The 13,191-nt window shown below is 28.3% G+C and carries 11 protein-coding genes; all 11 read left to right on the forward strand.

From position 1 onward, the window contains the following. Nucleotides 1-6 precede the first annotated feature (6 nt). The 11 genes from KQI77_RS07470 (at nt 7) to KQI77_RS07520 (ending at nt 13,141) form a co-directional block, all read left to right on the forward strand. Nucleotides 7-1,740, forward strand: coding sequence for a PP2C family serine/threonine-protein phosphatase (locus KQI77_RS07470; RefSeq protein ID WP_216389809.1), 1,734 nt, complete (start codon nt 7-9; stop codon nt 1,738-1,740). Nucleotides 1,741-1,756: 16 nt separating this feature from the next. Then, a complete protein-coding gene (locus KQI77_RS07475) occupies nt 1,757-3,031 on the forward strand; it encodes a normocyte-binding protein (protein ID WP_216389810.1) in 1,275 nt (424 codons plus the stop codon). Next, a complete protein-coding gene (locus tag KQI77_RS07480; RefSeq protein WP_216389811.1) occupies nt 3,028-3,723 on the forward strand; it encodes a hypothetical protein in 696 nt (231 codons plus the stop codon). Before KQI77_RS07475 ends, KQI77_RS07480 begins: the two co-directional genes overlap by 4 nt. A gap of 11 nt (nt 3,724-3,734) precedes the next feature. Then, a complete protein-coding gene (locus KQI77_RS07485) occupies nt 3,735-6,380 on the forward strand; it encodes a molecular chaperone (RefSeq protein ID WP_216389812.1) in 2,646 nt (881 codons plus the stop codon). Nucleotides 6,381-6,399: 19 nt separating this feature from the next. Further along, nucleotides 6,400-7,176, forward strand: a complete 777-nt coding sequence (locus tag KQI77_RS07490; protein WP_216389814.1) for a hypothetical protein — start codon at nt 6,400-6,402, stop codon at nt 7,174-7,176. 119 nt (nt 7,177-7,295) lie between these two features. Then, a complete protein-coding gene (locus KQI77_RS07495; protein ID WP_216389817.1) occupies nt 7,296-8,741 on the forward strand; it encodes a phage baseplate assembly protein V in 1,446 nt (481 codons plus the stop codon). A gap of 20 nt (nt 8,742-8,761) precedes the next feature. Then, nucleotides 8,762-9,355 (forward strand): hypothetical protein, encoded by a 594-nt coding sequence (locus KQI77_RS07500; RefSeq protein WP_216389819.1) that lies wholly within the window; start codon nt 8,762-8,764, stop codon nt 9,353-9,355. 13 nt (nt 9,356-9,368) lie between these two features. Further along, nucleotides 9,369-10,790 (forward strand): phage baseplate assembly protein V, encoded by a 1,422-nt coding sequence (locus KQI77_RS07505; RefSeq protein WP_216389821.1) that lies wholly within the window; start codon nt 9,369-9,371, stop codon nt 10,788-10,790. 18 nt (nt 10,791-10,808) lie between these two features. Beyond that, complete coding sequence (locus KQI77_RS07510; protein ID WP_216389822.1) at nt 10,809-11,912, forward strand: pentapeptide repeat-containing protein; 1,104 nt, start codon at nt 10,809-10,811, stop codon at nt 11,910-11,912. Beyond that, on the forward strand, nt 11,909-12,427 hold the full coding sequence (locus KQI77_RS07515; protein ID WP_216389824.1) for a hypothetical protein: 519 nt from the start codon (nt 11,909-11,911) through the stop codon (nt 12,425-12,427). Before KQI77_RS07510 ends, KQI77_RS07515 begins: the two co-directional genes overlap by 4 nt. Continuing rightward, complete coding sequence (locus KQI77_RS07520) at nt 12,428-13,141, forward strand: DUF4280 domain-containing protein (RefSeq protein WP_216389826.1); 714 nt, start codon at nt 12,428-12,430, stop codon at nt 13,139-13,141. Nucleotides 13,142-13,191 lie beyond the last annotated feature (50 nt).

Raw genomic sequence — 13,191 nt, forward strand, 5'->3', positions numbered from 1 at the left:
ATTTGAATGAGGAAATTAAACTCAAAAGTGAGGACTAACTTCATATCAGAAGAAGGAACATATTTACAGAACAAAGACTATTTTGCATTTGTTGAATTGGATCATTATGCATGCTATGTAATAGCTGATGGAATAGATGATGATACGCAATTGGAAAGTGCACAAATTGTAGTAACAAGTTTTATAAAAGATTTTACTGACAAACCTTCTATGAGAAAATCAGTAATAAGAAAATATATAAAAAATGCAAATAATGAATTACTAAGAAGTAGTAATAATGTTAGATTGAAGGCATCTATGACTGTTGTTATATCAGATTATGTTAAGATAAGATATGCAATGGTAGGAAATACAAGATTTTTATATTTTAAAGATGGTAATCTAAGAATAAAAAGCAAAGATGAGTCATTAACAGAAGAGATGGCTGAAAGAGGAATGGTAGCTTTAGATAAGGTATCAGAACATATAGAGAGAAATAATCTTTTATCATATTTAGGAGAAAATAAACTAGAATCACCTTATGTTTCGAAGAAGATAAAACTAAGTGATGGTGATGTCTTTGTTTTATTAACAAGAGGAATATGGGAAAATTGTGATGAAAGAGAGATTGAAGATGCACTAGAAGGGGCAACAGACCCTGCTGATGTTGCAGATGATATTGAAGAATTGATATTATCAAAACAACCAGATAGATTAGAAAATTATACTTTAGCAATTACTTTTTTTGATAAAGTTTTCATAAATCCAAATAAGAAAAAAACAATAAAGAAAGTATTAACTATAGCTATACCAATAGTAGTAGCGCTTATAGCAGCCTTCTCAGTAATAGGTGCTAAGGTACATGCAAAAAATGTAGCTATAGAAGAAATGAATGAGAATATAGATAGTGGAGATGATTATCTAAAAGACAGTAATCCAGTAAGAGCCCTAGAGGAATATCAAGCGGCAGATAAGGTTGTAGAAAAGTACAATTTAAAGGATGTAAAAAAAGAATTAGATGGCAAGATAAAATATACAGAATCTATTAACTTAGGAGATAAGAAATTAGATGAAGGTAAATATCAAGAAGCTATGGATCAATATGAGATAGCACTTAAGAAGAGTGCAAAATATGATTATATGTGTAAGGACTATATAGTTAGTCAAAGTGAATTCGCTAATAATTGTAAGAGTGTTGATGAATTACTTGAACTAGGAGACACAGAACTTGAAAATAAAAATTATGCATCTGCTAAGGCTAATTATAATGCTGCAAAAGATTTAGCTAGTAAATGCAATTTAAGTGATCAGAGAAATACGGCTCAAGATAAACTAAAAGAAGTTATAGGATTATTAGATGCAGAAGATGATGCGAAGAAGAAGGCAGAAGAAGAGAAGGCAGAGAAGGCTCAAGATTCATATGATAAAGGTATAGAATACATGCAAAATGGAGATCAACAGTATATAGCTAGTAATTATATATCTGCTGCTCAACAATATAATTTAGCAATGGAACAATTCAAAACAGCTGAAAATGAAACTTTAGTTAAGCAGATGGAAGACAAGCTTAAAAATATAGATCAATTAATAGAGTCTCAAAAGAGAGAAGCAGAAAGTTATGTTACAGATGCTAGAAATTTAGTGAATGATAACAAAATAGATGAAGCAAAGGAAAAGTATAGAAAGGCTCAGGAGATTTACAAAAACTTAGAACTTATGGATGAATATAATGCAGTAGAAAAGGAAATAGAACAAATATAACAAGATAGGTGATTAGATGGATTCTTCAATATACGAAAAACTAAATAAAATAAGTGATCTAGAGGATAGAGCTGTATTAAAGAAGATAATGACAAGTGTATTTGCTTCATTAGAGGAATATACTAAGGAGAGCTATGACAATATAGAGAAGAGAGTATTCAATGAGCTTCAGATTGAAAAAGACAAATATGATGTATATTCTTGTATATGTCCATTAGAAGAAGTAGATCCTATAAGTGATTTTTTCTATCCTATGGTATCTGAAGATTTAGAAAAACCTGAATATGAGATAAAAGATATAATAAATGCATTAGAAAACAATGAAGAGTTATTTTTATTTAAAGTATTTTTAGATTGTGATTATCTAAAATGTCAAGAAATAATAGAGAATGGTGAACTATTAAGAGGAACAATAAGAACTAATAAAAGAATTCATGAAGCTTATTTTAACCTTGGTATTAATAATCAGTATAAGGATAAAATAGAGGAATTATATAAATATACAATAATGAACAACATAAGATGGAAAACTCAGAATATTCCATATGCTTATAAAATGATGAATGTATCATTAGTAAGATGCATAGATGAAGTGAATCATGATGAAGTAATAGAAGAGATAGATGTTGATTTTGGAGAATATGATGAATATGTAAGATATAATATGGTACCTCTATGGAATATTAAAGAAGAGATTCTTCAAGTGAATGGTTTTCCGGTTCCATGTAAGGATAAAGTAAACTGGGAATATAACATATTATTAGAGGATTCTGATAGAGACGCTTATATAATTAAACTTAATGATAATTCTAGAAATGCTATATCTTTTTATAATAATAAGATAGGTATAATAACTTCAGATTCTGATATGACAAGATGGAATGTTTTAAAGATTATTGAATATAACGAAGAAGAGGTAAAAAAATATAAATATCCTATAGCTAGTAATGCGGTTGATGATAGTTATGTAAATAAAGTCGCATGGAAGAGTTCTTATAGAATCAAAACAAGAACAGAGCTTAATAGAATAGTTAATTCCTTTGTAGATAGCAAGAAACTTAAGTTAGTTAATGTTACTTTAAATGAAGAAGGCTTAGAGAATAAGGAAACTTATGATGCTAATTTCTTTATTATAGATGAATTAAGGGAAGAAGTGACAAATAGATATATGATATTTGACTTCAGTCCAGTAGATGAAGCTAATATATTAAATAGAGATATACTTAGCTTTATTATGTCAGAAATACAATATATATATCCAGAATATAAGTGTGAGGGAAGACTAATATGAGTTATTTGTGGAGAGTTCTATTAGAAGCTAATAATAAGAAGATAGATGAAAGTAGTATAGTTTTTAAGCCTGCTCAAATATATAGTCCATATATGGAAGTAGCACTAGAGAACCTTAATAGCCCTCTATTATCAGAAGGTAAAGAGATAGAGGTAAACTATTGGTATAGGTTTCATGATATATTTAAGGATTTGTTTCCAGTTGATGATATAGATAATATGGAACTTAGAGAAGTATTCTTCGATATAGTGATGCATTATTTAGGTGATTTAGACCTTCAAAAAGGCTTGAATAAAAAGTATTTCTGTAGAGAACTTATATATAAAGATATAAAAAATGGCGAATTAGGGATAGATATTCGAGACAGTATAGATCTGTTAGATAATAACGAATTAGAATATTTTTTAGATGGAATAATTAATCAATATAACTGTGGTACTTCTATTCAGAATTTTGAGTATGTGCTTAGAGCTATATATAAGAATAATATAGTATATAAGAGTATACATAAAGTAAAAGATATATACATATATCTAGATACACCATATTCAGAAGATGAAGAGAGGAAGATATATATGATAATAAACACATTTTTACCTATTAATATGAAGACATTTATATTTTGGGATAAGCATTTTGGAATAATGGGTGTAGAATCAACTATGAAACAAGGAAGTATAGCACTTATATAAGGAGGTATTTTATGTGCGCGTATTCTTACAAGCTTCATAAGGATAATAGAAAAGTAGAAAATAGAATAAGTAAAAGCAGTAGATATAAAGAAAAAGATCTAAGGTTAATGACAACATATCAACTTAGAGATATATGTGCAAAGGAAAAGTTAGTAAAGAGTATAGTTAACCCTTTAGATCAAGAAGAATTAATAAGACTGATAATGAAGTATAGAGGAGAGAGTGACACTTTACTTATAGATTGTTATAGAGAAAATGGTTTAGAGAGAATAGAAGATTTATTGAAGAAGAGCTCTAAGGATATTGTAGAAAGAATAGATATAGAATATCCTGCAAAAATAACATTATACCAAGGAATATCAGTAGATATTTTAGATGATTATAAGTTAAGAAGTAATGATTTGTTAGAAGAAGGTAATGTTATATTAGTAGATAGTGAATTCAATGTATGTACTATATTCAATATCAAGAGAGTGAAGATAGATGGAGTAGAAAATCATTATCTTATAAAGGATAAAAATGTTCCAATAAAAAAAGGAGCAACTAATCATTATAAACTACTTATATTCTCTGGTAAGTATTCGGAATTATTATATAACGTATATGATGGAGAAGAGATGTTATCAGGAGTTCCTCTATCATGTTATTCACTAGATGTTCTTCAGTTTGATGTAAGACAATTAGAAGAAACCTCTATACCACTTGCTATAGATTTTGGTACATCTAATACTACTGCAGGTATATATGTAAATAAAGAAAACTTTCATGGTTTATATGATGATTTCGATGAAAATGGAACATATATAGGTAACAAAGATACTGATAAGATAAAATTAGTCAAAATAATAGATTATAATCAGAAGGAACCTAAGATAACTCCTCTTATTCCTAGCATAGTTGGAGTAAAAAATGTAGGGGAGAATCATAATATAGAATATGTATTTGGATATGATGCTGTTATGGAATCAGATAGAAGGTACACAGATGATGGATTAACATTATTCTATGACATCAAGAGATGGATAAGTGATTATGAGAAGAAAGAGAAGGCAATAGATGTACATGAGAGAACTGTGCTCATCAAGAGGAAGGATATAATAAAAGCATATTTAGAATATGTAATATCACTTGCTACACAAAGATTCAAATGTAGATTTAAAAAGATATGTATATCATGTCCATCAAAACAAAGATATAAGTTCCATACATTGTTTAAAGAGATATTAAGTGAATATACTGTAGATAGTGATGATATATTAGAAGAGAGTGCTGCAGTATTATATAATACTATATCTGATCTTATAGAAAGAAAGCGTTATGTAGATGGAGAGGTATATAAAGCACTTATTATAGATTGTGGAGGTGGTACTACAGATCTTACTGGCTGTAGTTTTAGTATATCTAATAATAGAGTATCTTATGCCTTAGATATTCAGACTTCTTATGAAAATGGTGATACAGATTTTGGAGGTAATAATTTAACCTTTAGGATATTACAATTCATTAAGATATTAATGGCAAATGGTATAAGGCATGATAGCACTAATATAAGAGAAGCCATACTAAGTGAATTTGATATGGATATATTTAGATTTGTAGATAAGTATGGAGTAAAAGAATTATTTGAGAGTATAGATGAACAATATGAATTAGCTGAGGAGATAATTCCTACCAAGTTCAAAAATTATGAAACTAAGAGTAAGGAAGAATATTGTAAAGTAAAGAGTAATTATTATTGCTTGTTTAATTTGGCAGAAGAAGTTAAGAAAACATTTTTCAGTAATCCTGAATTATTAAGAATAATTTTAAGCATAAATGATACTGTATCAGAAGATAGAGTTATAAGATATGATAAGTGGAAGATATCTGCAAATGTAAATGGTAAGCTTCAATCGGTAAATTATATTCCTGATATACCACTTAACATTTATGAAATTCAAACATTAATAAAAGGTGATGTGTATAACTTAGTTAATAAGTTCTTAAATGATTTATACTTAGATGATGAATTGTATGATTATTCATTGATAAAGTTAACAGGACAATCATGTAGAGCAGAGATATTTAAGGATGCGATAAAGGAGTTCATTCCAGGAAAGATTATTCAATTAAAACCTGTTAATAAAAATGGTGATGATGAATATGATCTTAAATTAACATGCTTAAAAGGAGCATTAAAATATTTATATGACAGAAATTTTGGATATGCTGATATTAATATAGTAAGTGAGAAACCAACATTTCCATATAGGATTACTGCATATACTCATACTGGAGAGCAGAAGGTATTAATACAAGGAAGAGAAATTCCTCAAGGTACAATATCTAGATTTATGGATAGGATAGTACTTAAGCTGTATCTTATAGATAATAGCAATAATGTGAAATATGAATATGATTATAATTTTGACAATGAAGAATTAGAGAAAATTGATGCAGAAACAATAGAAGAGAGATATCCTAACATATTACAAGATGAAACAGATAATATAGAGAATAATGAGATAAAATTCTTTGTATGGACCAAGGAAGAATTCTGGGGCTTCTATGTGCTTGCAGTACTTAGAAGAGATGAGGAATTATATATTGGTAAAGAACAATTCTTCTATTTTGAAAATGATCAATGGGAGAGAAATTTCTTCGATGGATTAAAATAGTTTATAGGGAGATAATTAGATGTTTAAGAATAATAAGCCAGTTTTTGAAGCGGGAAAGATACTTAAGATAGAGATGCTAGAAGAGCTGAGAGATTATACAAGAGATTATCTAGATATATTATATAAAGATTATACGGATGGAATAATTAAAGGTTGTACTATAACTATAGACGATAATAACATTTATGTAAGTGATGGGATAATTAAATATAATAATAGAATATATATGCTTAAAGGAATAGAGAAGTTTTCATATGTTAGTAACAATATCTATATTATGTTGAAAGTTAGATTTAAAGAGGCTATAGAAGAAGAAGGCTTTTGTATATATTCATCAGAACTAGTATTAGATGAAAATCTTAATTTAGCTATAAATGAAATGGAGATATGTAGGTTTAAACTAAGAGAAGGGGCAAGGCTTAGAAATGAGCATATAGATTTTACTGATCTATCTACAGAATTTGATACTGTTAATATAATTCATTCTATATATTCAGGAAGGGGAGAAAGTACACTATCTCCTATGATAACAAGATATTTTGGACGTGAATTATTTGATACTAATTTAGAAAATCCATTAGATATAAACTTTGCAATGATGTGTATGCAAAGTGCAGAGCCTATTTCAAGAGAAATAATTATGAAGTATATAAGAAGTAAGATAGATATTGCAGATAGATACTTTAGCAATATGGAGATATATAATTATTTGTTACAGATATTGAACACAGCCAAAAATGGGGGAGATAGCAGAGGAAATTCTAGAGGGAGACATAGAAAAATATTATTAGATTAAATAATTAAATAGTATTACTAAAGATAAAGGTGCCTACAATGCAATATAAGTAGGCATTTTTTTGTTCTTTAGCAAATTATATAATGAAGAATACTTATTGTTAGAAGGGAAAGTAATATATGAAAAAGGATACTATTATTTATGAGAATTTAAGATTATCAGTATTAGGAATTAAGCATATAGAGGAAATTCAGATTGAAAATATTGTAAATAAACATTCTATAATGAAGGTAAAAGCTATACTAGATGATAAAGTAAAAGATATGTATTTTCATTTTACACAGGAACAAACTAGTATAATGGCATATTATGAAAAGGGAGAGAAGGATGCAGAAGTTATCTTTAGTGGTGTTATTACAAAGGCTAAAGTAAAATCCTTTGATAATATATATACTTTAGAATTAGAAGCTAAGAGCAATAGTTATTATATGGATATATATAAGGTGAAGAAAACATTTCAAGATGTAGGTATGACTTCTCATGAGCTTATAAGGGAAGTTATGAATAAATATAGTTTCTTGAATTATAAGATTAACATACCTAATGAACCTATAGGTGAATTCATATTACAATATGAAGAAACTGATTATGAGTTTTTGAAGAGATTTTTATCTAGATATAATGAGATGATGTATATACTTCCTAGTGGGGATAAGTATTGTATATATTTTGGAGTGCCAGATAGTAAGGTTAATATGACAGAAGAGATTAATAATTATTCTGTAACTAAGAAGATAAATGAATATAATTATGCAGTGAAAAATGATAATAGTAAGGTATCTATGATAGATTATATTACTTATAAGATAAAGCTAAGAACATGGTTAGACCTAGGGGAGAGCTTCAATTTTAAGGGGAATAGATTCTATATTGCAGAAGCTATTCATAAGTTAGAAGATGGAGTTATTGTTAATGAGTATTATATAAGGGCGAAAGACGGTTTAAGGCATAATAGAATATATAATGATAAGGTAATTGGAATATCTCTATTTGGAACTATTGCAGAGGTTAAGAGAGATAGGGTTAAGGTTAATCTTGAAATAGAAGAAGTACAAGATAAGAGTAAATTATATTGGTTTCCTTATGCATCAGTTGCAGCATCTCCAGATGGTGGTGGGTGGTATTGTATGCCTGAAGTAGGAGAGAGAGTCAGACTTAATATTCCATCTAAGGATGAGAAAAAAGCATTTGTAATAAATTCAATAGATAGTCATCAAGCATCAGATGGTAATTCTATGCAAGCTGACAGAATGTCAACTCCAGAGAATAAGTCTTTGCAGACAGATGCTGGGCAAGAAGTTAAGTTTACTCCAAGTGGAGTATCTATAGCATCTACAGATGGTGCTTCGAATATGAATCTTAATAATGATGGAACGGTAACTATAATTGGAAAGACAGAGGTTAAGATATCTTGTGCTAATACGTTAGCAATTAGAGCAGAGAAAGAAGTAAATATAAAGGCCAAAGATACAATAGATATTAATTGTGAATCAGGAAGTAAGCTTGCTATAAATAAGAGTGATAATATTGTAGCACGTGGAGAGAGAATACTTAATAATGGTTAGTAGAAAAGGAGATAAATAATATGGCTGGTGTTGATGAAAAGATTGCTAGAATAAGGCTTAAAAAGAGGATAGAAGATATTGAAGAAGATACTAGAGAAGAAACAGAAGAAAAAACTATTCTAGATGTGATGAAAGAAATGCAAGAAGGAGAAGTATGTATAGACAATAAGAAGATAAAATTCTCAGAGAAATCTTATCTTGATAATAGAATAATAATTAATATACCTATAGGGTATATGGAAGAGAAATTAAACGAAGAGAATAATGTTACTTTAACTAATGAATTTTATGGACTTAGTTTTGTAGCTAATTATAGTGTTTTTGATACAAAAGTACAGGAATTTAATGAATTTAAAGAATCAATGATTAAGCAATTTAAGAATAACGAGTTAGATATGACATGGTTAGATGAAGGAAATCTTAATAATGGTGAAGAGAAGATACCTTATGGAATATACAAAACTTCTACTTCAAAAGGTGAATTGTTTAACATAATATTTTACAAGACTACTGAAAAGTCTATGTTAATTGGAAATTATAATTGTTATTATAAGGATATTAAGTTGTTTGAGAATATAATAAAAGCAAGTATATTTTTGATGAAATTTAATTAGAGATGGTGTAATTATGAATGGAATTGATTATGAGAAAATAAGAGTTAAGGGCTTCAATATAAAGAGTATAAAGGAATTAGTGATAAAAAATGAAATAAACAATCATGCAGAAATATATATAACAGGAATTATAGATGAAAAGTATGCAGATAAATATATAGATATAACAGGAGCTTCAAGAAGAATAAAGGTATATGTAGATAATGATAGTCCTAAAGATATATTTAATGGAGTGGTAACTGAGATAGAACTTAATGTTAGAGATGAAGTATATACAATAGATATAAGAGGAAAAAGCTTCTCTTATACATTAGATATAGAGAAAGTATCTAGATCATTTCAAGATACATCTTTAACATATCACAAAATAATAAAAATGATATTAGATAAATATGATATAAGCTATAATATCTCTATTCCAGATCTTCAGATAGGTGAATTACTTATTCAATATGAAGAAACAGATTATGAATTCTTGAGAAGAATAATATCTAAGTTCAATGCAGCAATATTTACAGATTGTTTTAGAGAAAGAGGTTCAATATATATAGGAACTCCTGATAATAAGAAGAATTTAAGAAATCAAATTAGTGATTTTAAGATAGAGAAGAACTTAGAAGAATATGAATATATGAAGGAAAATTATATAGCTGATGCAAAAGAGACTGATTATATTTCATATAATATAAAGACTTTAGAATTATTAAGTATAGGTGATAATATAGATTTTTTAAACCACAGATTCTATGTATACAAGGCTAGATATGAGATAAGTCAAGGTATATTAGTAAATCATTATAATCTTCGTGTTAAAAATGGAGTTAGAGTTAAGAATATATATAATTCAAAAGTATGTGGTAGTTCAATAGATGGGAAAATAATAGGTGTTTCAGGAGAAAAGGTTCAGATTCATTTAGATATAGATAAAGTTCAAGATAAAAGTAAAGCATATTGGTTTAAATTCTCTACTATGTCAGCAAGTAATGACGGTAGTGGATGGTATTGTATGCCAGAGGTTGGTGATAGTGTAAGAGTGTATTTTCCGTCCAAGCTAGAATCTGAATCCTTTGCAGTAAGTGCAGTTAGCGACTATGTATGTGAAGATCCATCTAGTGAAGATATGATGGGTAATCCAGATAATAAATATCTAAAGACTGCAAATGATAAGCTAGTAAAGTTGACACCAGATGGAGTTTCATTATCTTGTGATAGTGGTCAAGCAGATGTGAAGTTTAATACTGATGGAAGCGTATCTATAGTAAGTAAGAACAATGTATCTATAATGGCACAAAATAATGTTGAACTTATTTCGGAAAAGAAGGTTAAAGTTAAAGCGTCAGAAAGTATATATTTTGGAAATGATATAGGTGCAGGACTTCAATTTGATGAAGAAGGACAGATAAAAGAGATTGGTTGTGAAGTTAAGAATAATTAATAAAGGTATGTGATGAGTATGAATAGAGAGGAAGCTCTAGTAGAATACAATGAAAATATTGTAAAAAGCTTGGTAGAAGAAGCTAGAAATAAGTTTGAACAATTATGTAATGATAATGAAGTAGAGCTAGAGAATAGATTAGTAGGTGCCTTCAGAGATTTAATACAGAAGTGTAATGATGAGTGTGATAGAGGAGAAGATATAACTATATTTCAATATGAGATGCTAAGAAGCAATATATTAAATGAAAGCTATATTATATATTTACATGGATATAATAAAAATTGGTATTTAGATGATAAGCCATTATGTATTGAGATAGATTTAAAGTTTATATTTGAACCATATATAGAGTTAAAAGAAAAATTATTAAGAGAGAAGAAGATATATCTAGGTAAAGTTAATTCGTATGATGTTCAAAATATTATTTTTAATAGCGTAATAGAGGCATTTAAAGAATTAAGTGAAGCACTTAGAACATGGTTCTGGGATGTAGATGAAGAAGATTATGTTATGAATAATCTTAAGTCAGAGTTCTATTTAATTAAGATAAGTGAATATGAGTCAGGGAGTGAAACAGTATTTGCTATGGATAATAGAATTAAGAATAATAGGGATATTGAAGAGTATATGAAATATGCTAAGGGAGAGGCACCTCTTGTTTATTCTGTGTGGAAGAATAGCGAATTTACTAATATGGATTTAAGTGATAATCCTATGGTATTAATTAATTTTAAGGGAAGCAAGCTTCAGAATGTTAATTTTACTAATTGTGCAATAGCAAGAGGTAATTATAAGGATACAGAATTAATAGAATGCAATTTTAATAAGTGTAATCTTGTAGCTTCTGTATTTGAAAATGCTGTTATTAGTGAGACAAGTTTTGAAGAAACATTTGCAACTAATATGGATTTTACTAAATGTAAATTTAAAGGTGTAAGCTTTAAGAATGCTGACTTAAGGCAATCATTATTTATAGATACAGAATTTGAAGATGTAAATTTCGAAGGAGCAAATGTAGAAAATTGCATATTTGATTTAGATGTAATTCCTTATATTCATTTATCCGCAGCACAGTTACAAACAATTAGAATAAGAGAATCTAAGGAGGTGTCAAGGTGAGATATTTTATATTAAAGCAAGATACTTTATTAGAAAATGCAGTTAGACTTAAGGGATTTAATAATGATAAAAAAATGATTTTACTAAAAAGTGATGAAAAGATATATAATGATATATCTAATGTAGAAACAATAACAGATGAAAATACTGTATATCCTGATTTGATTCAAGCACCTGTTTTATTAATAAGTGATGAATTACACAAAATATTTAAGATGTATGAACCAACTATAATATATAAGATAGCTGTTTTAACTGATATAGATAGAAAGGTTCAGAAGGTGTATAGATTAGTTCTGCCAGATATAATAGATGCATTAAGTGAAGATACTACATATAATAAGTTAGGGTGGTTAGAGAATATGGTATTAGATAAAAATAAAGTTTTAGACTATAACATATTTCAAGTTAAGGCTGGACTAGATGTTTATTTAGTGGCTTCCTTAGAAGTTGTAGAAGCTATGCTTAAGAGATGTTATATGGGTATAAAATTTATAGAGGTAGGTGTGAAGTAATTGTTTGAGAATATTGTTAATAGTGTAAGTAGTACAGTAAATGGAATTGCTAAAAAGACAAAAGAAGTAGGTGGCTTCATCAAGGAAGATGTAGGAAACTTATATGATAAGATTACAGAAACACCAGAAGAGAAAAAAAAGAGAGAAGCAGAGGAAAAAGAAAAGCAAGAGAAGGAAAAGGCAGAAAAGGAGGCAGCTGAGAAGGCAGAAAAAGAGAGATTAAAGATGCTACAAAAAAGTTATATATTACATACTGCAATGATAACTTGTAGTAAATCTAATCATGCAAGTTTTGTTGTAATTCCTATAAGCCATGGAGAGTTTATTCAAGGAATTCCGCAACTAAACATAAAGGATAGTAAGCCTAATATTAATATTAGAACATTTGGTGTTTGTAATAGTTCTAGTAATCCAGCAGTACAAGCAGCTGCAAATAAGATACTAGAAGAAGTTAATTCTAGGGAAAAATCTTTTTCTGAGAAGGTAATGAGTATATTCACAGGGGATTCAGATAATGTAGCTATTACAGATGAAGATAAAGAAACATTGATATCTCAATGTGTAGGTCCATGTACTCCTATGATATTTACAGATTGGATAGATGGAAATGAAGAGGTACTTGTAGATGGTAGTCCTGCATTAATGGGAAGATGCAAGTTAATGTGTGTTTATGGTGGAGAGATAAAATTATATACTAGTGGGCAATATGAATAGAAATTAATAAGAAATATTTTTATGATGATAAGCTAGTGTGTAGTAAAAAT

Source organism: Clostridium sp. MSJ-8, from assembly GCF_018918325.1.
GTDB lineage: Bacteria > Bacillota > Clostridia > Clostridiales > Clostridiaceae > Clostridium.